18 protein-coding genes are annotated in these 20,842 nt (G+C 48.0%); 11 read left to right on the top strand and 7 right to left on the bottom strand.

Going from position 1 to position 20,842, the window contains the following annotated elements; translation table 11 throughout:
* Positions 1-15: 15 nt before the first annotated feature.
* The 3 genes from P9L94_16705 to groES form a co-directional block, all read right to left on the bottom strand.
* Positions 16-735 carry a hypothetical protein gene (locus P9L94_16705; GenBank protein MDP8245725.1) on the bottom strand — a complete coding sequence of 240 codons (720 nt, stop codon included), beginning with the start codon at positions 733-735 and terminating at the stop codon, positions 16-18.
* 373 nt (positions 736-1,108) lie between these two features.
* A complete protein-coding gene (gene groL / locus P9L94_16700) occupies positions 1,109-2,746 on the bottom strand; it encodes a chaperonin GroEL (GenBank protein MDP8245724.1) in 1,638 nt (545 codons plus the stop codon).
* A 47-nt stretch (positions 2,747-2,793) separates the two neighbouring features.
* On the bottom strand, positions 2,794-3,081 hold the full coding sequence (groES, locus tag P9L94_16695) for a co-chaperone GroES (protein MDP8245723.1): 288 nt from the start codon (positions 3,079-3,081) through the stop codon (positions 2,794-2,796).
* A gap of 414 nt (positions 3,082-3,495) precedes the next feature.
* On the opposite strand from groES, the gene P9L94_16690 reads away from it, so the two are divergent.
* Positions 3,496-4,767 (top strand): O-antigen ligase family protein, encoded by a 1,272-nt coding sequence (locus tag P9L94_16690; protein MDP8245722.1) that lies wholly within the window; start codon positions 3,496-3,498, stop codon positions 4,765-4,767.
* Here the strand turns inward: P9L94_16690 and P9L94_16685 are convergent.
* From P9L94_16685 to P9L94_16670, 4 genes are all read right to left on the bottom strand, one after another.
* Positions 4,700-5,821, bottom strand: coding sequence for a type II and III secretion system protein (locus tag P9L94_16685; protein ID MDP8245721.1), 1,122 nt, complete (start codon positions 5,819-5,821; stop codon positions 4,700-4,702). The genes P9L94_16690 and P9L94_16685 overlap by 68 nt on opposite strands.
* Complete coding sequence (locus tag P9L94_16680; protein ID MDP8245720.1) at positions 5,821-6,903, bottom strand: type II and III secretion system protein; 1,083 nt, start codon at positions 6,901-6,903, stop codon at positions 5,821-5,823. The genes P9L94_16685 and P9L94_16680 overlap by 1 nt, the downstream gene beginning before the upstream one ends.
* Complete coding sequence (locus tag P9L94_16675; GenBank protein MDP8245719.1) at positions 6,900-7,805, bottom strand: tetratricopeptide repeat protein; 906 nt, start codon at positions 7,803-7,805, stop codon at positions 6,900-6,902. The genes P9L94_16680 and P9L94_16675 overlap by 4 nt, the downstream gene beginning before the upstream one ends.
* Positions 7,806-8,037: 232 nt before the next feature.
* A complete protein-coding gene (locus tag P9L94_16670; protein MDP8245718.1) occupies positions 8,038-9,615 on the bottom strand; it encodes a hypothetical protein in 1,578 nt (525 codons plus the stop codon).
* Positions 9,616-9,782: 167 nt separating this feature from the next.
* Here P9L94_16670 and trxB point away from each other — a divergent pair, with 167 nt between their 5' ends.
* Genes trxB through P9L94_16620 form a run of 10 tightly spaced genes read left to right on the top strand, consistent with a single transcriptional unit; the run spans position 9,783 to position 20,841 of the window.
* Positions 9,783-10,745, top strand: coding sequence for a thioredoxin-disulfide reductase (trxB, locus tag P9L94_16665; protein ID MDP8245717.1), 963 nt, complete (start codon positions 9,783-9,785; stop codon positions 10,743-10,745).
* A gap of 15 nt (positions 10,746-10,760) precedes the next feature.
* Positions 10,761-11,582 (top strand): ABC transporter permease, encoded by an 822-nt coding sequence (locus P9L94_16660; GenBank protein ID MDP8245716.1) that lies wholly within the window; start codon positions 10,761-10,763, stop codon positions 11,580-11,582.
* Positions 11,579-12,346: an ATP-binding cassette domain-containing protein gene (locus P9L94_16655; GenBank protein ID MDP8245715.1), complete on the top strand. Its 768-nt coding sequence runs from the start codon at positions 11,579-11,581 to the stop codon at positions 12,344-12,346. The genes P9L94_16660 and P9L94_16655 overlap by 4 nt, the downstream gene beginning before the upstream one ends.
* 20 nt (positions 12,347-12,366) lie before the next feature.
* Positions 12,367-13,872, top strand: a complete 1,506-nt coding sequence (locus tag P9L94_16650; GenBank protein MDP8245714.1) for an MlaD family protein — start codon at positions 12,367-12,369, stop codon at positions 13,870-13,872.
* A 4-nt stretch (positions 13,873-13,876) separates the two neighbouring features.
* The gene (radA, locus tag P9L94_16645; protein MDP8245713.1) at positions 13,877-15,265 is read left to right on the top strand and encodes a DNA repair protein RadA; all 1,389 of its coding nucleotides are present in this window, start codon (positions 13,877-13,879) and stop codon (positions 15,263-15,265) included.
* Entirely contained in the window at positions 15,262-16,332 is a 1,071-nt protein-coding gene (locus P9L94_16640) for a TRAM domain-containing protein (protein MDP8245712.1), read from the top strand. The genes radA and P9L94_16640 overlap by 4 nt, the downstream gene beginning before the upstream one ends.
* A gap of 4 nt (positions 16,333-16,336) precedes the next feature.
* Positions 16,337-17,263: a glycosyltransferase family 2 protein gene (locus P9L94_16635; GenBank protein MDP8245711.1), complete on the top strand. Its 927-nt coding sequence runs from the start codon at positions 16,337-16,339 to the stop codon at positions 17,261-17,263.
* A 44-nt stretch (positions 17,264-17,307) separates the two neighbouring features.
* Entirely contained in the window at positions 17,308-17,955 is a 648-nt protein-coding gene (locus P9L94_16630) for a methyltransferase domain-containing protein (protein MDP8245710.1), read from the top strand.
* Positions 17,956-17,964: 9 nt separating this feature from the next.
* Positions 17,965-19,341 carry a TIGR01777 family oxidoreductase gene (locus P9L94_16625; protein MDP8245709.1) on the top strand — a complete coding sequence of 459 codons (1,377 nt, stop codon included), beginning with the start codon at positions 17,965-17,967 and terminating at the stop codon, positions 19,339-19,341.
* A 48-nt stretch (positions 19,342-19,389) separates the two neighbouring features.
* The gene (locus P9L94_16620) at positions 19,390-20,841 is read left to right on the top strand and encodes a deoxyribodipyrimidine photo-lyase (protein MDP8245708.1); all 1,452 of its coding nucleotides are present in this window, start codon (positions 19,390-19,392) and stop codon (positions 20,839-20,841) included.
* Position 20,842 lies beyond the last annotated feature (1 nt).

Raw genomic sequence — 20,842 nt, 5'->3', positions numbered from 1 at the left:
ATGGTATTATCGCTTTTATTGCTGCTCTATCTTTTTTGCCGCAGTGACCAAACCTTCATTGTCTCGCATTTCTAGTTTTCCATCTATATTAATGATGTAGTGGTCACCAAAATCAGATTTTTCAATTTTTTCGAATCTTCTACCCCTGCTGTTATTTACTTCTTTTATTTCTTTTTTATACGCACTACCATCATCGAACAAATTTTCCATATAAAGTTTACTGTTTTCTTGAAAAATAGTAATTTTACTACTAACATAAGGTCTTTCGTCTAACCAAATCCCAATTACATCACGATTGCTACTAGACTTTGTTTCAATTAATTTATTTTCTTTCTCCTCTGTTAGACCAAGAATCTTGACTTCTAATTCTGGGTTAAAATGAGTCGTCGCCCATGCACCAGCACCAACAGTCATATCGAGAAGGTAATATGTTATAAATGTCCTTTCATAATTATTAAAATCAGAATATTTGAGTTCAAGAGCTATTTCTTTCAGTATTTTTTCTGGGACTTTTTTGTTTAATCTTATTTCTAAAGTTCTTTTGATACTATGTAGTGTATTTTCGCTGATGATATTGTATTTAACATCTTCCGGGATCATAGATACACGTTGAATAGAAGCGTTAGTTTCTATTTTTGTAGAAAGTTTCTTTTTTTCAGTAGTGCTGCTTTGATAATTATTACAACTTATTAGGCATATGAGTATAATAGAAACCGTTATCATTTTTTCTTTCATTTTAATACTCTCCGCTTCTGGAATGTCAAACTAATGTAAAATATTTTTTATCCAAATAAACCCTATCATAGTTTTTGTTGGAAGGAAATGTCTAAACCGTAATTATAACAATCTCATACATTGTTATTTGCTACTTAACCAAACACGTCTTCTATCACATTGAGCGCGAAGCGGGCGGAGTTTTCGTTTTGATGAAGTGTCTTTGAGTTTATCCATGATGCAATTCTCTCCATTATCTCATTCGTAATCATAGATATCATTAAACGATACAATAAAAATTGTTTCTATAAAAAAGCGGGGCTGGTCGCAATGACCAGCCCCGTGTATCTATGAAAAACCGCTTGCGCGGTTCGAGACAAGTTTGTCTCAGCAATTACATCATGTCGCCGTAACCGCCCATGTCGCCGCCTGGCGCAGAAGCAGGTTTGTCTTTTTCAGGAAGTTCTGAAATCAACGCTTCCGTAGTGAGAAGCAAACCAGCAATGCTGGCTGCGTTCTGCAATGCGGAACGGGTCACCTTGGTCGGGTCGATAATGCCAACCGCGACTAAGTCGACGTATTCGCCTGTCGCAACGTTAAGGCCTTTGTTGCCTTTTTCGTTTTTGACTTTCTCAACAATGATCGAACCTTCGAGACCGGCATTTTTGCTCAACTGACGAAGCGGCTCTTCGAGAGCGCGCTTGACGATGTTGACGCCCATTTGCTGGTCTTCGTTTTCGACCTTCAAGCCTTCGAGGGCTTTTTGCGAGCGAATCAACGCAACGCCGCCGCCGGGGACGATTCCTTCTTCCACCGCAGCGCGGGTGGCGTGAAGGGCGTCTTCGACGCGAGCTTTCTTTTCTTTCATTTCGGTTTCGGTCGCAGCGCCGACTTGAATCACGGCTACGCCGCCCGCCAACTTGGCGAGACGTTCTTGCAATTTTTCGCGGTCATAATCAGACGTGGTTTCGTCGATCTGGCTGCGAATTTGCGCGATGCGGCCTTGAATGTCGGGTTTTTTACCCGCGCCCTCAACAATGGTGGTGTTGTCTTTGTCAATCACGACGCGCTTGGCTGAACCCAAGTCGTCCATGCTGGCGTTTTCCAACTTGATGCCGAGGTCTTCGGTGATGCAATTGCCGCCAGTCAAGACAGCAATATCTTTCAGCATCTCTTTGCGGCGGTCGCCAAAGCCAGGGGCCTTAACAGCTGCGACTTTGATGGTGCCGCGAATTTTGTTGACAACCAACGTCGCCAACGCTTCGCCTTCAACGTCTTCTGAAATAATCAACAGAGGACGGCCCGCTTGAGCGGTCTTTTCCAAAATAGGAAGAAGATCGCGCATGTTGGAGACTTTCTTCTCGTTGATGAGAATGAATGGGTCTTCCAAAATGCACTCAAGCGTGGTGGTGTCAGTGGCGAAGTAAGGGGAAAGATAGCCCTTATCGAATTGCATCCCTTCGACAACGTCCAAGGTAGTTGCAAGCGATTTGGCTTCTTCGACGGTGATAACGCCGTCTTTACCGACTTTGTCCATTGCTTCGGCAATGATATCGCCGATGCTGCTGTCGCCGTTCGCAGAGATGGTCGCGACATTCGCGATTTCGCTGCGGTCTTTGACTTTGCGGCTCAAGCCTTTGAGGCTTTCGACAACGGCTTCGGTTGCCGTCATGATGCCGCGTTGGACGTTAATCGGGCTGGCGCCTGCGGTGACGTACTTCAAGCCTTCACGATAAATCGATTCGGCCAGAACCGTTGCAGTGGTGGTGCCGTCTCCGGCGATATCGCTTGTTTTCGAAGCGACTTCACGCACCATTTGGGCGCCCATGTTTTCATATTTGTCTTCGAGTTCAATTTCTTTGGCGACAGTCACGCCGTCTTTTGTGACGGTGGGAGAGCCCCATTTTTTGTCAATTACCACATTACGGCCTTTGGGGCCGAGAGTGACTTTGACCGCGCGGGCGAGTTTTTCAACGCCTTTTAAAATTTTGGCGCGGGCATCTTCACTAAAAAGCAATTGCTTGGCAGCCATCTCTTTTTTTACCTCCTGTATGTCTATCGAATAGGTTGGTTACGAATTTATTTAATGATTGCGAGAATGTCGTCTTCACGAAGAATGACATGCTCACCGCCGCTGATTTTGACGTCGGTTCCGCCATACTTGCTGACGAGCACTTTGTCGCCCTTCTTTACTTCCAACGCAATACGGTCACCATTATCGGCTCGACGCCCCGGACCCACCGCGATTACTTCGGCTTCTTGCGGTTTCTCTTTGGCTGTGTCCGGAATAATGATTCCCCCTTGTTTCTCTTCTTTCTCTTCCAGACGCTTGACTAATACGCGATCTGCGAGAGGTTGAACGGCCATTGTTTGGTACTCCTTTCAATTGATCATCAGAAAAAATTTAAATACAGAACTCAACCAGTTGCAATCATGGCGCCAAACAAAATTTCAGAAAAAATAGTGGAAAGACCCGCAATGCAACATCCTTGTTTTATTAGTCTTAAATGAATTAATTAAATATGCTGCTTTAAGCGTATTGTTAGGACAATTGCCGCGAGAATCTAAAGCCAAACACAAGATTGCGCCAAAATGGCTCCATTCGACCAATTTGTTCATTTCCAGGTGTGCCAGGTTGACAATCTGGCACACCTGGATTTATTGCCAAAATTTCATCTGGACTGAATGTGATTTTTGTCGATTAAGCCTAATTACAATACGAATATATAAATTGCAACCGTTTTAGAATAGGATTATGTAGATGATTGATGGGATTGGCTGATGATTGAATGGATGATTGTTGTTCTAACTGTAGTTAGCGCAGGATGTCTGCTTGGCTCCCCTGTTATGGCGGCTGCATTGCTGCTGGTTGCATCTACACTTGACGGAACCCTATTGCCGGTTCCTGGAGGCGATATTTCAGCGGCGCATCTTGGGGCGCTTATTGCTTTTCCCTCGCTATTGATCGGCGCAATCTCTAACCGAAAACGTTTTGACGGCGCCATTCAGTCAGCAATGGTTTTTCTAGGCATCGGCGTGATGGTGTCCAGTTTTTTTGTGGTTCTTACGCCGGGCGTTTTGAATGTCCTGGTGAAGTTTGTTATTTATATCGCTACGTTTTTTTGTATTGCACACGGTCTTGATCTGAAAAGCAATAAATTATGGATTCTCGCCGCAACAACTTCAATTCTACTGTCCGCAGGTTTATCAATGCTTCGGGTTCTTTATCAAGAAAGCCCAACAGGCATTCATTTGACTGGGGGATTCCTCGACTGGAATTACTACGCGGTCTTTTTATGTGTGTGGCTTCCCATCATTTGGCAAATGGCTCGTGTTGAAGGTGACCCAAAACGCCAGCAATGGTTTTATGTGCTTGCAGTCGTCCTATGTGTTCTCATTATAGGAACGCGATCAAAACCGGGAGTTTCAATTTTCATTCTGACTGTGGTCTCGATGTTTATGACAGGTTTGGTTCCCAGGCGCTATTTGTTGTGGCTTGTTCCAGCCGCTCTTTTCGGCGGAATCATTGCATTTCGAGGAGGAGACGGTGCGCTATTTGAGCGTTTCACGGCAATTCTAGAACAACCAAGAATGCAAGAGCGCATTTCCAATTGGCGCTTGGCGCTGGAGTTGTTCTTTCAACATCCAATAGTCGGCGTGGGCGTAAACCAATATGAGGCCTATTCAAATCAGTGGGCGGGAAATCTACCGTTTACTGTTTCAAGGATGCATTCGGGCATTCTCGTCTTACTTGCGGAATGCGGGATTTTCGCCGGGTTGGGATACTGCATTATATTTGTCCATTTGATTTTTGGCGCCTACAACCAGTTTTCACAACCGACGAGAAATTCAAACCAGGCGATTTTTTGTTCCGTAATCGCTTTGGGCGCCAGTTCTCTGCTCACCAATACCCACGACCATTTATTCACATGGTGTTTTCTGGGATGGATGGCAGCGTTATTGCAATCGAACCACTCAATCCAAGCTACGGGCGCCTCAGATGCGCCTTGCCAGAACGACGATTCGCCCGAAATGGAGTCGCCGTCGGTTTGACCTCACCATGTTTTGCGGCGTTTAATTTGGCTTGCTTGGATTTCGACGCCGATTCGATGATCTCTTGTGGAAGTTCGGGGACGATGTTTTGTGGTTTCACCATTGTCTCTTCCGGCATTGGAGAAATGGGGCTTTCTTGCTGCTGGATAATGGCTTGCAAGGTGTCATCCGGCCCTAAAACTTGATCGAAGCCGGACAGGTGAGTTTGGATGCCTAAGCCGGGTTTGCGAATGGTGGGCGTGATTTGGAACATGGTTTCAGCCGTGCCGCGTTTTTTATTAAAACCCCGCAAAAAGAAGCCAATCACGGGAAGGTCGCCGACAATAGGAATTTTGCGGGTAATGTCGCCCGTATTGCGCGAATACAAACCGCCGATGTATAACCGCTGACCCGAGGGAATAATAACGGCGGTTTGGACGTTGCGCCGCGATACGACAGGCAGTTCAAAGCGTTCGCCTTCTCCACGGTCGAACACCTCAAAGCGAACAACATCATTGGATTCGATTTCTAAATTCATCAAAATATTATTGGTTGTATCGCCCGGCAAAATATAAGGCGTAACCACCAATTTGATACCGGTCGGTTTTTCTTGCAGCGTCAGTTTTGACTTCGAACCGGTGAATTTGACTGTCGTATAGGGAATCTGCTCGCCGCTTTGAATCGAGGCGGGCTTGCCGTTCGCGGTTATCAAGGTCGGGTTGCTGATTACGGTTCCCCAGCCTTCGTCTAAAGCAGCCTTTACATTGAAGTCGATTGATCCATAACTCAAATCCGCAAAACTGCCGCTTACATCTAACGCGGGAATCGGAGCATCGGTCAGTAAACTCTCGGTGCCATGCAAGAACACATCGCTATTCTGCAACGCGCTGTCAGTGCTATTAAATTGATAGAAAATGCCAAATTGGGTTTCGGTATCATAGCGGAACTCAAAAATTTTCGCCGAAATTTCAATGATGGGGCCAATATCCGGCGGCTGCGCGATGACGGGTTGTATGCACAAGCAGGATGCGGCAATCGAGAGAGCTAGTGTGAAATATCGTTTGACGCCGTTCATTAATTTTGCTCCGGCGCGGCGTCGTCTAAGAACAGGTCGCGCAAATCACCGATTGGGTCTGGACGCTGGTCGATGTCTAAGGTTTTGGATTTCAAAAATTCACGAATCATTTTTGATTGCTGTTCGAGCGGCATCAATGACGAATCGTCCGCCCATACGTCGAAAACGCCGGGACGAATCATAATAAATAATTGTGAGATACTGCTATTTTTAGAGGTGCCCCGGAAAAAACGACCCAGTATGGGGATATCCATCAAGAGAGGGATGCCGCGAATGCTGTCAAATTTGGAATCTTTAAACACGCTGCCGATCAAAACGCGCTCGTCGCTCTTGAGCCATAAGGAAGATTTATATTGCCGGGTGTCGGTAATCGGCTGCAAAAAACCTTCCTCTTCACGAAAGCGGGTGACGGAGTTTAGTGACGCATCAATGTTGAGGTAGATGAACGGGTCTTTTTTTTCGATGTCAATTTCAGAGAAGACGACCCACGGCGTAATTTGTAATGTAACCCCGGTTTCCTTGAATTGCGTCTCGACGGTAATGGCGTCGCCGAGGTTAATGCGGTTCAAGAAGGGGATGTCGTCGCCCGCTTGCAGTTTGGCCGTGTACCCTGATAGCGTCAATAAGATCGGGTTGGCGTGCACCCGCACCAGTTGGTCTTCCGATAGCGCCTGGATGGTGGCGAGCACTTCTCCATCGTCGCCTTCAAAAATACGTCCGACCACGTTGGCGCCGCTGGGGAGCAAGAGATTGCGGTTTTGTGTTGGTAATACGCTTAAGTCGCTTTCGGTGACAGAGTCGCCCGCCAAATTGGTGCCGCGAAAGTCGCCAACTTCACCTAACAAATCATAGACGAATCCGATATCGGTTGAATCATTGAGCAGGACTTCAAAAATATTGACTTCTAAAAACACTTGCAACGGTTTCGCGCCAGTTTCAATCGACTTGACGACTTCACCTAAATTTGGCGCATTCGGCGCATCTTGGGCATGGGCGAACGGAGACACCCAAATACCAAACGCTATCGCAATCGCGATAAGGAGGTTGAAAAAACGAGAGGTTAAGACGAGAGGTCGTTTCATTCGCTATAAAAAACCTGTGTTGTATATTTTTTGATATCGATTGATTCGCCTGAAAATTCATCAAACAGCGCCGTGAAGGCGCGTTTTCCACCAGCGGGAACAAACCCAAGATGGACGACCTTGGTCCCTTGAACGGTATCGTAAAAATCATAAACCGAGACTTCAACTTGCGCATCGCTGACATCGCGTAGGCCTTCGTTTTGGACAAAGCCGCTGATGCGCACCGCCTGATATTCTCCTAGCCAGTTGTCGCGGTAGATGCGATCGAGTCGCGCATCCACCCGCATGACCTGGTCTTGTTGAATATCGAGCATGGGGTCTCTGAGCACATAGCGCCCGTCTTGAGTGATACGGACGCGCTGGCGAATTTCATTGGAGCGCAAATAGTCGGGGTCTAACTCAGCGGCGCGTTGGTAGGCGCTGACCGCTTCACTGAATTGGCCCGATTGCCAGTATAAGTCGCCGAGTTTGAATTGATATTCCGCATTGGTCGGACTTTCTTCGATGAATTTTTGATATTGCGCCATCTTTTGGTGGATCGTTTCAGCGCGTTCGGTGATGGTTTCTTTTTCGCTCTGTAAGCGCACCTGACATTTGGCGATGACCAGCTTGGCTTGAGGCGCGTTATCAAAATTGGGATATTTAGTGACAACTTCGTTCAACGTCAGAAAGGCGTCACGGTATTCTCCCATCAAATAATGGCATAGCCCCAACTGATACAGCGCGTAGTCGATCCGCTCTTGATTGGAAAACGAGGAATAGACATAACCGCTATATAGCAATTGTGCGCGTTGATAATTACCGCGTTCATAGTATTTGTCGGCTTGGTCTAATTGCGATTCAAAGGATTGATCGTTAAGTTTTCCATCAGTTGTTACGCAGCCAATCAATAGAACCGGCATAAGGAAAATGATTCCAGGGAGCAAAAAAATTCGCAAGAAGTTTTTGTTCACAGTTTTGTATACGCCCCAGTAAACCCATAATCGGGAGTAAATTGTGCGCAATCCTGTTAATTGCGCGATACGAATTACACCTATTATAACGAATCGTTAACAAATAGACTACGGCTAAATTTGTTTTTATTATTACATAACCGCCCTAAATTTATATATATGCGTTACGTTATTTGACGTATTACTTAATCTTGTCTATTTGGATGAATAGCGGCGTCGCGCCATCCGTTTCGATGCGCGTTCCCTGAAGGAGATTTTCGCCCGACAGATTGACCGCATTTGAGTGATTCAACTTCATCGCATAGTCTGATTTTTCGTCAACCGTGTACCATTCAGGGAACTGGTTAATTCGCGGATAATCGCTTGGCAAATTGAAATAATCGCGATGACGAGGGCGGTCAAACAGGATTTTGCCGCGCCAAGGCCAATCGCTTTGGATGGCAATATATAACACGCCATTCTTTTCTACGGCGCCAAACGCCAAGTCGGCTCGCCAGGGCTCCAATCGAACGCCCTGCGTTTTCCAAAGCGCATACATCAAGGTGGTACGGGTAAAGTTGCCGTCGCCATGCCACCCTTCAATCACGCCGTCAGGCCGTTGTTTGGCCATGAGGATTTCCATGCTATCATCCACCCATTGAAAGCCTTTTTCATTGGGAAGTCGGTTTAACAGATTAAGGCCGCCTTCGATGGAATCCGCGTAGCCGTCAGCGCCGCCGTTTTCCCACGGGTAATGAACATAGCCTTCGATGCGCTCAAGGACATGTTTGACCGCGTCAATATAGTCAGCGTTATCGTCCAGGGTTCCCACATTTAATACGGCGTTGTAGTCATAGCCCCAGTTGTCGGTTAATTCATCGTTGAGCACTTTGCCCGATTGGGGATTCACGGTCATATAGAACAAGCCATCGTCGTTGGTCGCGATGTCTAGAATACGGTCTATCATCTGCTTCATTGCGGGTTGATAGCGTTCACGCCGCGCCGGGTCAGTCTTTGCGGAAAGGTAATAGGCGCCCGCCAACCCACTGATGATTTCGCAACCATGATCGTCTAGGCTCAGGCGAACGCCGTCTATCGGTGATTTTCCCAGCAGGTAATAATCGGCGATGCGGAATGCCCATTCCTGGTAGCGCTGGTCTCCCGTCATCCAATACAAACGGCAAAGCACTTGGAGCTGTTCTCCATTGATCTCGAAATCTTCGGATGGGATTGTCCCATACCGGGTTTGGATAGAGGCGTATTTCCAGATGGATTCTTGAATGCCGATCATGCGGTCGGCCCACTCGCTCGGCCCGAGCCATTCGGTCAATGGAATGAGCCCGTCTTTCACGTACTCCGAGCCGCCAAAGATGAGGCTCCGCAAATCCGGCTTGCTCTTTCGGAACGTCTGCGTAGAAAAATCAAAATCGTCGGGCAGATTATCAAGACGGTTGGTTAATAGAATCTCCGTGTGCAACATATCGAGCAAAACGCCTTCAAAGCGGTCATGGTCGAGCATTGAGGCGGTTAATACCATAAACGGATAATTGTCCGCAGCGGAATCTTGCGCGTTCCAAAAATGTGATCGGGTTAAGTTCCGGGGGATCAAGCCCGAAACCGGGTCGCGGTGTCCCAGCCAGCCGTTCAGATAGAGGTAGCAGTGTTGGAAGGCTTTTTGTGCTTTCCAGCCATTATTTTGCGCCTCAATAAATGAATTTTCCGATTGTGAGTGATTGGTGAAAACAATAAGAAACAAGCATAAATATATGAGTTTATTCATCATCGCCCCCATAAAGCATTCTTTCTAGAACCAATCTATCATGCTTTTAACATATTATAAACAGGTCACTTGCAACTTTGGGCCGTAGCCACTTCTCGGTTTGATCGTTACAATGAGATACAATAAATATGCAATTAACTAATTTATAAATAAAGGAACCATAGAAGATGGACCAAACAAAGTGGGATACGATTATTGTTGGCGCCGGACCAGCCGGTATGGCGGCGGCGTTGTACACGTCACGAGGAAACCTTTCTACTTTAGTCATTGAAAAAGGCCCGACAGGCGGTCAAATCGCGACGACGGAAGCCGTCGAAAATTATCCAGGCTTCCCTGAGCCTGAAACCGGCCCCGGTTTGTCAGACCGCTTCCAAAAACAAGCAGAAAAATTCGGCGCCGTCATTAAGAACGGTACCGTGACGGAAATTCGTAAAAATGATGATGAAACCTTCACAGTTGTTATGGACGGACGCCATGATTTGACCGCAATCACCGTCATTTGCGCAATGGGCGCCGACCCACGTAAGCTGGGCGTCCCTGGCGAAGAGAAAAACGTCGGAACCGGCGTCTCGTATTGCGCGACTTGCGACGGCGCTTTTTTCCGTGAGAAAAAAGTGGTGGTCGTCGGCGGCGGCGATGCGGCGGTGGAAGAAGGCTTGTTCCTTACCCGCTATGCGTCGTCCGTGACGATTATTCACCGTCGAGATGAATTGCGCGCAACCAAAGTATTGCAAGAACGCGCCTTTGATAATGATAAAATTGACTTCATTTGGGATTCCGCCGTTGAAGAAATTGTCAGCGAAGGCGTGGTGAAATCCGTTAAACTTCGCAACCTGAAAACAGACGAAACCAGCGATTTTGAAACGCAGGGCGTTTTCATTTTTGTCGGTCACGTTCCCAATACAACGCTGGTCAAAGACATGCTAAAAATGGATGAGCACAATTTGATCGACGTTGACCTCTGGATGAAAACGTCAATGACGGGCATATACGCTTGCGGTGATTGCCGTACCGAAGCGGCGCGGCAATTGGCGAGTTCCGCAGGCGACGGCGTGACGGCTGCGATTGCGGCAACCAAGCACGTTGATGAATTTAAGATTGCTCACAAAAAAACAACAGCGGCTAACTAAAAAAACGATACGTTTATGAATAAAAAATCGCTTGACTGTACTCTTGAACAACAGGCAGATACGTTTTTAAGTCGCATTGGCCGCCAAACGGTTGATACGTTTGAAGCCGCCGGGCGTATGTTTTATTTATTCGTCCGAACGATTCAGTTGACGTTTCGGCCTCCGTTTCGTATTCGTCTCACGGTCGACCAGATGATCCAGATCGGCATTATGTCGATCCCGATTGCGCTGCTGACCTCTGCGTTTACGGGCATGGTGCTGGTATTGCAAACCGGGATGCAACTCAAACCGCTCGGCATGAAGGTCTACGCCAGCGGCATCTCCGCCATCAGTTTCGCCCGTGAGATCGGCCCGGTGTTGACTTCGGTGGTACTCGCAGGCCGCGTGGCCGCCGGCATCGCAGCGGAAATCGGCACCATGAAAGTCACCGAACAAATTGACGCGATGAAGACGCTCGGTACGGACCCGGTTGATTACCTCGTCGTCCCGCGTTTTATCGCCGCCACCATCATGTTCCCTGCTCTGGCGGTGCTGGCGATTGGCGTCGGCATCGGCGGGGGATACATCGTTGGAATCACGGTTTTGAATATCCCCTACGGCCAATATGACGCCAATATGTGGAGTTTCTTGCGGTTTGAAGATTACTTGAGCGGACTAATCAAAACCATTTTCTTTGGGATGATCGTAGCCATTGTTGGGTGCCAAAAAGGATTTGAAACCGGCTTTGGAGCGCAAGGCGTCGGCGAATCGACCACCAGCGCTGTGGTCACGTCTTCGATTTTGATTCTTGTCGCAAACTTTTTCTTGACATCCTGGATCATTCAAATTATTCCATGAATACGCAAACGAACCAATATATGATCCAGCTGAAAGACGTTTATAAACGGCTGGGCGGCAAACAAATCTTAAACAAAACCTGTCTCGAAATCGAGCCGGGAGAAACCCGCGTCATCATGGGACGCAGCGGCGAAGGCAAGAGCGTCTTGATTAAACACATCTGCCGCCTGATGCAGCCGGACAAAGGAAATGTTTTGGTTGACGGCGAAGAAATATCGAAAGCGCCTGAATCCAAGTTGAACGGATTAAGGAACAAGGTTGGATTGTTATTTCAATACGCCGCGTTGTTTGACTCATTGGATGTATTGCACAATGTTGGCTTCACCCTGTTTGAACAAAAAAAACCGGAAGACGAAATTCGTGAACGCGTCATAAAGACATTAAAAATGGTGCGTTTGGGCGACATTCTCGACAAAATGCCGTCTGAACTTTCCGGCGGAATGAAAAAGCGGGTCGGGCTAGCGCGGTCAATCATACAGAACCCCAAAATTCTCTTGTATGATGAACCAACGACGGGGCTTGATCCGGTCACATCGGACGCCATCAATGAATTGATTAACCACTTGGCGGAATCGCTCAATCTGACCTCCGTGGTGATTACCCACGATATGGCCAGCGCATTTAAAATTGCTTCGAAAATTTCAATGCTGTTTCAAGGCGAGATCATTTACACCGGAACTGCAGAGGAAACGCAGCAAACCGATCACCCCATCATTAGCCAGTTCATCAATGGTCGTTCAGACGGCCCGCTGTCAAATCTATAACAGGAGCATGGGAACCAAACATGAGTAAAGAAGCGAAACTCGGATTGTTCGTTCTAGCGGTGTTTGCCGTGTTCTTTTTTTTCACGATCAACATGGGCGTGTTTTTATATAAAGGCGAAAGCCAGCCCTATTATTTATACTTTGATAAAATTCAAACTCTCGAAGAACGCTCGCCAGTGTATCAATCTGGCATCAATGTGGGGGAAGTCGCCAACATTGCGCGCGAGATCATCAAAGAACCCACCATGCAAGTTTTCACCGTGGTTGAGGTTAGTTTAAACGCCAAAGCCTTGATTACGACCAATTCAATCGCCTCGATTAAACCGATGGGGATGGTCGGTAACGAGCAATACATTGAAATTTCGTACGGCAACGGCGAACTCGCAGAACCCGGGGCGAAGATTAAAGGACAAAGCCCCTACGCAATCGACCAAGTCATCGAAAACGCGGTGCAATTGACCGAAGAAGTGCGTGAAACCGTACAAGGGCTGAACGTGATTTTTGGCGATGTAACCATGCAAAAAAACATGGTCCAATTGATTGAGAATTTGGAAGATTTTTCATCGAATATTAATAAATTACTTGGCGGCGAACAAGCGCGCTTACAAACGATTCTTGCGAATGCGGCGGCAGCGTCAGACGATCTACGCAGCATGATGGCAACAGCGGAACTATTTGTTTCGGACATGCGAAGTATGTCGCAGGAAGTGCGCTCCGATTTCAAAGCGACGTTTAAACATACGGCGGAAATTACCGATTCGCTTCGCGCTCCCTTAAAAGATGATTTACCGGCTATCACAAAAAACCTGAGTGAATTTTCAGCCAAATTAAACGGCGCCATTGAACGAGCGGATACGTTGATTGCCAAGATGGAGAACGTGATTGACTCAAACCGCGACAACCTCGATCTGGCCTTCACCAATGTGACCGAGTTTACTGAAGAAGCTAAAAAAGCCTCTCAAAAAGTGAACCTTCTGATCGATGACATCAAAGGCGAAGGCGGGCTGATTGGAACCTTGATCTATGACCGCGAAATGGCGCAGGCGGCGAAATCAACCATAACAGAAGTCTCAGGCGTTTTGTCGAACATCTCTTCCGTACCAGATCGCTTTTCATTCAATGCGGAACTGTTGTATTTCCCTGATGAGGGACGCTTTGATCCAGACGATTCTTTCTTACGCGCCGATATGGGGGTGCAGTTTGACCTCACCGATTCATTTTATGTATACGGCGGCGGGAATAATTTAGGCTCCCATGAAGGCATCGAAGTGCTCGCCGGATATCAATACGGCGCATTCACGTTTTACGGTGGTTTAATTGAGACGGAACTGGCGGGCGGCATAAATTGGCAAGCGCTCGAGCGCCTTCTGCTCGGTATGGAAGGCGTTGGCGTTACCGATGGAGATCAAGCGCGCTTAGATCTCTACGCCGAGTATTTGATTTGGGAAAATCTCTATCTCAAAGGCGGCGTACAAGACATCACTGATGAGTTATACCCGAACCTCGGGATGAAAGTTCAATTCTAGGCCGATGATGGCGCAATCGAAATCAAAATCTATTCATGCCTGCCAAGAGTGCGGGCATTCCCAATCAAAATGGTTTGGGCGTTGCCCCGCCTGCGGCGAATGGAACACCGCCGTCGAAGAAACCGCGCATCAACCGGATGCGCGCGAACAAACGCTGAATATTCAAGCCAACAATCAAAAACCACTCGCGTTATCCGAAATTTCGACCGAGCAAAGCCAGCGCATCACCACCGGATTTTCAGAAGTTGATCGCGTTTTGGGCGGCGGCGTATTACCCGGCGCCACCATGCTGCTCGGCGGTGAACCTGGCATCGGCAAATCGACGCTACTGCTGCAAATCGCCGAACAAATCAGCAACCAATATGGTCGGGTGCTTTATATCAGCGGAGAAGAATCGCCCGCGCAAATCAAACTGCGCGCTGATCGCTTGGGCGCCAAAGCGCCAGAACTTTTGATTAAACCTGAGACTCGCGTTGAGGCGATGATCGAGTCGATACGAGAGATTAAACCCTTTCTCGCTATTGTTGATTCGATTCAGACGACCTCTTGGGCGGAACTATCGTCCTCGCCGGGCAGCGTTGCGCAAGTGCGCGACTGCGCGTCGCTTTTGATTCGACTGGCAAAAGAGACCGATACGCCGATCATCCTGGTGGGTCATGTCACCAAAGAAGGACAAATCGCCGGGCCGCGCGTGTTGGAACACCTGGTTGACGTCGTGTTGTATTTTGAAGGCGACGTGCATCAGTTATACCGTCTTTTGCGAGGCGTAAAAAACCGTTTTGGCGCAGCGCATGAAGTCGGCGTGTTTGAAATGGCGGGGACGGGGCTGCACCAGGTCGCGAACCCCGCGTCAGTGTTTTGCGGCCCTGCGGGCGAACGCGCTGCGGGCACAGCAGTCACCGCCATCATGGAAGGCGCCCGCCCGCTGTTGATTGAAGTGCAGGCTCTGGCGGCGCCGTTTCATGGACATGGGTTTCCCCGCCGCGCTTCATCGGGCGTAGACAATAACCGTCTGGCAATGATTTTGGCGGTGTTGGAAAAACGCTTGTCGATTCAATTGGGAAACCGTGATATATTTGTGAATGTAACAGGCGGCGTTGATTTGAAAGAACCCGCAGGCGACTTGGGGATTGCCGCCGCGATACTTTCCAGTTATTTTGAAACCCCCGTCCCTCCACACACCATTGTGTTTGGAGAGATCGGCCTCACGGGTGAAGTTCGCCCCGCCCCGGGCGCGGAACATCGCTTGCGCGAGGCGAGACAATTAGGCTACACTGGCGGCGCGTTGCCAGAACTCAATGCAAAAGATATGCTGCGGCAAGGCGTTTCATTGGATGGATGTCACCGGGTTAAAACGGTAGAAGAAGTGAAAACCATATTTTTTCAATCATGACTTATATCAAGAATCCCAAAAGCACCAATGAGAAAAGCGGCGACACGCCATTTTTGGTATGCGTCCGGGTCGTTTTTGTTTTTATCTTCACCTACATCATTTACACGTTCGCGTTGGCGATTAACCCCTTTATCGTCAAGAATGACTTATGGGTTTATTGTCTGGTTGGGTTTTCGTTTGCGACGATCTTTGTGATTCTCGAAAGCCAGGTGCGCTATTTTTATCCGCAATCTCTGTTCTTCGGCTTACTTGGGCTTTCATGCGGTCTCGCCGCTTCCTTGTTGATTCAAGCGGCGCTGCCGAGCGGTTTGGGCGTTATTCCCCGCGATCTTACTCGTCTTGTGCTGCACCTGTTCTTGGGGTATTTCGGCGTAACCACTGGTTTGCGTTACGCCAATCGCTTTGACTTCACGGCGACGAAATTGCTGGCGCGCAGTGAAGACCGCTTGTATGGAAGCAAAATGATCGACACCAGCATTTTGATTGACGGGCGAATCGCCGAACTACTAGACGCCGGATTTCTTGAAGGACATTTAGTAATCCCGGGATTTGTCTTAAATGAATTGCAAACCCTGGCCGATTCGAGCGACCATAATAAGCGTAGCAAAGGGCGCCGCGGGCTGGATATTTCAAAACGAATACTCAACGCGGCAGACGGCAGTATTGAAGTCTTGGAAGAAGATTTTCCTAATTTTCAAGAGGTCGACAAAAAACTCATCGCGCTGACCAAAAAATATGAAGGCACACTTTTGACCCTTGATTTCAATCTGAGCAAAGTAGCCGAGATCGAAAACCTAGGCGTGCTAAATATCAACCTCCTGGCGCAATCTCTAAAAACAGTGGTTATGCCGGGCGACGATTTGCAAGTTCAAGTTTTAAAAGATGGAAAAGAGCCAAGCCAAGGCGTCGGCTATCTGGATGACGGAACCATGATCGTTGTTGAGAACGGCAAAAAATTAATCGGCCAGAATGTACATGTAAATGTTTCTTCGGTTTTACAAACTTCAGCAGGCCGCTTGATTTTTACCAAACCGATAGAACTTGAATACAAGAACCCCTCCACCTGAGTTTATGTCTATTATTTCCAACACTTACTCAAACAAGCCTGATTTGCCACTGGTTTCGGTTGTGGTTCTCAATTACAACGGACGGCAATTCATCGTCGATTGCATTGAATCCGTATTGAAAGATTCGTATGGCCCCAAAGAAATTTTGTTGGTGGACAACGCCTCAAGCGATGGTTCTCTTTTGACCGCCTATGATTACCAAGACCGCATTACGATCATAAAAAATGATGAGAATTACGGCTTCCCTAAAGGTTGCAACCAGGGCATCGCATTGGCGCGCGGCGAGATCATTGTTTTGCTTAACATTGATACCATCGTCCAGCCGGGTTGGCTGGGTGCGTTAGTCCAGCCGCTGCTTGATGATCCAACAATTGGAATTACCGGGTCGAAATTGCTTTTTTTCGATGGAAAAACCGTTCAATTCGCTGGTGGAGAATTTGAGCCGAACGGGCTGACTCACCATCGCGGCTACGGTGAATTGGATGAAGGGCAACATGACCAACCGAAAGACGTCACCTATATTACTGGCGCCTCGATGGCGTTGCGAACGGAATTGTTGCAACGCTTGAATGGTTTGGATGAGGGGTTTCCGCTCTACTTCGAAGACTTGGACGTTTGTATGTGCGCCCACAAATTGGGCTACCGCTCACATTATGTCCCGGCGTCGGTTGTTTATCATTACGAAACATTCGGCACAAAAAAACAAAGCCTCAAATATTTTTATAAATACCATCGTGGACGCATTCGCCTGATCTTGAAAAATTTTGGCGTTTCCTATTTTGTCCGAACATTTTTACCGGCTGAATGGAATTGGTTTTGGCGATGCGACTTTCACCGCCAGGCGCTGCCGCTTTTTTTCGCTTATTCAACGCAATTACCCAAAGCGCCTTATTTATGGTCGCTAGGTTTTTTGCGCCGCCGCTTTTTTTGATACAGTATAATCATTCAACGCTTTAACCTAAATTAAAGGCGCCTATGTATAAACCAGCCTTCTACCATTGGACTGACGCAGAACGCGCCGCCAAAAGCCAACACGCAGAGATCGCCCGTTTGACCGGATTGGGCGCAACGGGACGTTTGTTGGAAATTGGTTCCGGCGATGGCGCGTATCTCGAGTATTTTCAAAATCACGGGTGGGAATGTCTCGGCGTGGAAGACGATGAGTCGTATACCAATGATTGGATGAATAAAAATGTCCTCACGTTGCAAGGCCGCTTAGATGAAGTGGGGCTTCCGGCGAATTCGTATGACCTTGTGCGCATTCGCGGCGCGCTTGGCGGCGAAAAAAAACTAGGCGAATCGTTGCGGATTTTATTCGACGCGATTCACAGCACGGGCTATCTGATTGCGGAAGTGTGGAACGGTTCCGGCTTCCCTTCCCGCCCGGAGGATGATTGTCCGGTGAACCAATTCAGCAAAGCATCGCTTCATCAATATTTAGAACGAGCGGGTTTTGATGTGGGAGGAATCATTGCTCCCAGCCTGGGCGATGAAATTTGGACGCCCTTGAAACAGGAACCCGCAAAAGGGCGTACTTTAATATCAAAGGTAACAGAGCGTACATTCGGCCTGTTTGACCGTGGTTCCCTATTGGTCGCATTTGCGCAAAAACCGCCGAGATGAGGAAAAACCATGCAAACTTATGAAGCGAACCGTGAATTTCCCGTCTCTGTTGAGACGCTATTTAATTGGCATAAACGCCCTGGCGCCTTTGAGCGCCTGGCGCCGCCCTGGGAATCCATTCGAGTGATCGAAAAAATCGGCGGCATCGAAAATGGCGGGCGCCTAACATTTGAAATAAAGAAACTCGGTTTCCCGGTTCAATGGACGGCAGTTCATCAAGATTATATCGAAAATCAACAATTCTGCGATGTGCAAGAAAAAGGCCCGTTCAAATATTGGAAGCACACACACCTGTTCGAGCCGACTCCCGATGGAAGCCGCCTAACGGATCGCGTTGAATATGAATTACCGGGCGGCGTTTGGGGGGCAACGCTTGGCGGCGGGTTTACCCATTCCATGCTTGAGCGCATGTTTCGTTTTCGTCATACGCGTACGCAGAATGATCTCGCGCGTCATGAATTTTTCAAACAAGAACGCCCTTGGAAAATTGCGATTTCCGGCGCGAGCGGTTTGGTTGGATCACAACTCTCGGCGTTTCTCACAACTGCGGGGCATGAGGTCCACCGCCTTGTGCGACGCGCCCCCAATCGTGAGCAAAAGGAAATTTACTGGAACCCGCAAACGGAAAAAATTGACGAACAGTCTCTTAATGGGTTCGATGGAATCGTTCATCTCGCGGGCGAAGGAATCGCATCAAAAAAATGGACGGAAGAACAGAAACTGGCGATTCGGCGCAGCCGCACCGAAGGAACGCACTTGATTGCAGAAGCGATATCAAGAATACAAAACAAGCCACGGGTTTTTGTTTCTGCATCGGCAACTGGTTTTTATGGAAACCGCGGCGATGAACTCCTTACGGAAGATTCGAGTAAAGGCAAAGGGTTTCTCGCTGATGTATGTCAAGCGTGGGAATCGTCAGCAAACCCTGCGCGGGACGCCGACGTTCGCGTCGTACACCCTCGCATCGGCATCGTATTGACGCCGCAAGGCGGAGCGCTGGCGAAGATGTTGCCTGCGTTTCAATGCGGCGTCGCTGGCCCCTTAGGCGATGGGACGATGTTTATGAGTTGGATATCCCTGGATGATTTGATTGGCGTATTGTGCACTTGTTTATTTGATGAAACCTTAGACGGCGCGGTCAACGCTGTGGCGCCGAATTCTGTTCAGAACAAAGAATTTACGAAATCGCTTGGAGGCGTTTTGAATCGACCAACATTGCTTCCCGCCCCTGAATTCGCCATCAAAGCCGTGTTGGGAGAACTCGGCGAAGCCTTGCTTTTACAAAGCGCCCGCGTCGCGCCAAACCGGTTAGAGGCAACGCAATTTAAATTTCTGCATCCAACTTTAGAACAAGCGCTTCGTGAAGAGACGGCAATTTATTCTTAAGTGGAATTTCATTTCTGTAAATTCTCATTTCGGAGTTACGATTTTTAAATGGCGGATTCTCCTATAATTGTTTGGTTCAGAAATGATTTGCGGCTGAGTGACAACCCTGCGTTAGACGCAGCCGTCGAGCGAGGCGGACCGATAATTCCTATCTATATTTGGTCGCCGGATGAAGAAGCCGATTGGCAACTTGGCGGCGCATCAAAAGTCTGGCTCCATTACTCGTTGCAGTCGTTGAATGAAGCGCTCGAAGCAAGCAATTCGCGTTTACTTATTCGTTCGGGACAATCGCTGCCAATCATTCAAGAGATGATTCAAGAAACCAATGCACAAGCAGTGTATTGGAACCGCCGCTATGAACCCTATTCCATTCAACGCGATTCCATCGTTAAATCAGAGCTTAAAAAGCAGAATATTGACGCGAAGAGTTTCAATGGCTCTTTATTGTTTGAACCTTGGGAGATACAAACCAAGCAAGAACAGCCGTATAAAGTGTTCACTCCATTTTGGAAAACTTGCACATCATTGCCTGAACCGGATGAGCCAACGAGCGCTGCCCATAAAATTCAATCAATCAAACATTGGCCGAAAAGCCAAAAACTCGAAACATTAAATTTGTTGCCTAAAATTCAATGGCATAACGGGATTCTCAATTCGTGGTCAATTGGTGAAGCCGCCGCGAAAAAACAGCTGAGACATTTTATCTCAGAAGCGATGTCTGAATATTCAGTCGGAAGGGACATCCCAGGCAAACCGCTGACATCACGAATGTCTCCGTATTTACATTTCGGTGAAATCAGTCCAAGGCAGATTTGGCATGAAGTTGTGTTTGCGTTAAGCAACAATGATACAGGAAACGATTCAACAAGCGCTTGGGCGTTTCTGCGTGAAGTGGGGTGGCGTGAATTTGCGTACCACCTCATGTATCACTTCCCTCACACAACAACCGATCCGCTGCGAGAGAAATTCTCGCGCTTTCCCTGGAAGAGCAATCCTCGTTTTCTCCAGGCATGGCAAAAAGGCGAGACAGGATTGCCGATCATTGATGCAGGGATGCGTGAATTATGGGCGACGGGTTGGATGCACAACCGCGTTCGGATGGTGGTCGCGTCGCTGTTAGTGAAAAATATGTTGGTTCCCTGGCAAGAAGGCGCCAGGTGGTTTTGGGATACGCTGGTCGATGCCGACTTGGCGAGCAATACATTCGGCTGGCAGTGGACGGCGGGTTGCGGGGCCGATGCGGCGCCATTCTTTCGGATATTTAATCCCATAGCGCAGGGTGAAAAATTTGACGGCGATGGTGAATACGTTCGCAAATGGGTTCCTGAAATAAACAATCTACCTGACAAATGGATTCACAAACCTTGGGAAGCGCCTGCTACGATCTTGAATGACGCGGGCGTCACTTTGGGCAAAAATTATCCGTATCCTGTTGTTGATCTCAAAATCACGCGACAGGATGCGCTTGAAGCCTATCAAACATTAAAGAGAATGAAATAAC

Source organism: Candidatus Hinthialibacter antarcticus, assembly GCA_030765645.1.
Classification (GTDB): domain Bacteria; phylum Hinthialibacterota; class Hinthialibacteria; order Hinthialibacterales; family Hinthialibacteraceae; genus Hinthialibacter; species Hinthialibacter antarcticus.
The sequence above is the reverse complement of the archived record's forward strand: the minus strand, read 5'-3'. Positions and strand labels throughout refer to the sequence as shown.

Coding starts and splice junctions, on each gene's coding strand:
- P9L94_16685 (MDP8245721.1), bottom strand. CDS start 5,821: ATGAACGGCGTCAAACGATATTTCACACTAGCTCTCTCGATTGCCGCA.
- P9L94_16650 (MDP8245714.1), top strand. CDS start 12,367: ATGAGTAAAGAAGCGAAACTCGGATTGTTCGTTCTAGCGGTGTTTGCC.
- P9L94_16680 (MDP8245720.1), bottom strand. CDS start 6,903: ATGAAACGACCTCTCGTCTTAACCTCTCGTTTTTTCAACCTCCTTATC.
- P9L94_16620 (MDP8245708.1), top strand. CDS start 19,390: ATGGCGGATTCTCCTATAATTGTTTGGTTCAGAAATGATTTGCGGCTG.
- groL (MDP8245724.1), bottom strand. CDS start 2,746: ATGGCTGCCAAGCAATTGCTTTTTAGTGAAGATGCCCGCGCCAAAATT.
- P9L94_16675 (MDP8245719.1), bottom strand. CDS start 7,805: ATGCCGGTTCTATTGATTGGCTGCGTAACAACTGATGGAAAACTTAAC.
- P9L94_16670 (MDP8245718.1), bottom strand. CDS start 9,615: ATGAATAAACTCATATATTTATGCTTGTTTCTTATTGTTTTCACCAAT.
- trxB (MDP8245717.1), top strand. CDS start 9,783: ATGGACCAAACAAAGTGGGATACGATTATTGTTGGCGCCGGACCAGCC.
- P9L94_16690 (MDP8245722.1), top strand. CDS start 3,496: ATGATTGAATGGATGATTGTTGTTCTAACTGTAGTTAGCGCAGGATGT.
- P9L94_16630 (MDP8245710.1), top strand. CDS start 17,308: ATGTATAAACCAGCCTTCTACCATTGGACTGACGCAGAACGCGCCGCC.
- P9L94_16640 (MDP8245712.1), top strand. CDS start 15,262: ATGACTTATATCAAGAATCCCAAAAGCACCAATGAGAAAAGCGGCGAC.
- radA (MDP8245713.1), top strand. CDS start 13,877: ATGATGGCGCAATCGAAATCAAAATCTATTCATGCCTGCCAAGAGTGC.
- P9L94_16635 (MDP8245711.1), top strand. CDS start 16,337: ATGTCTATTATTTCCAACACTTACTCAAACAAGCCTGATTTGCCACTG.
- P9L94_16655 (MDP8245715.1), top strand. CDS start 11,579: ATGAATACGCAAACGAACCAATATATGATCCAGCTGAAAGACGTTTAT.
- groES (MDP8245723.1), bottom strand. CDS start 3,081: ATGGCCGTTCAACCTCTCGCAGATCGCGTATTAGTCAAGCGTCTGGAA.
- P9L94_16625 (MDP8245709.1), top strand. CDS start 17,965: ATGCAAACTTATGAAGCGAACCGTGAATTTCCCGTCTCTGTTGAGACG.
- P9L94_16660 (MDP8245716.1), top strand. CDS start 10,761: ATGAATAAAAAATCGCTTGACTGTACTCTTGAACAACAGGCAGATACG.
- P9L94_16705 (MDP8245725.1), bottom strand. CDS start 735: ATGAAAGAAAAAATGATAACGGTTTCTATTATACTCATATGCCTAATA.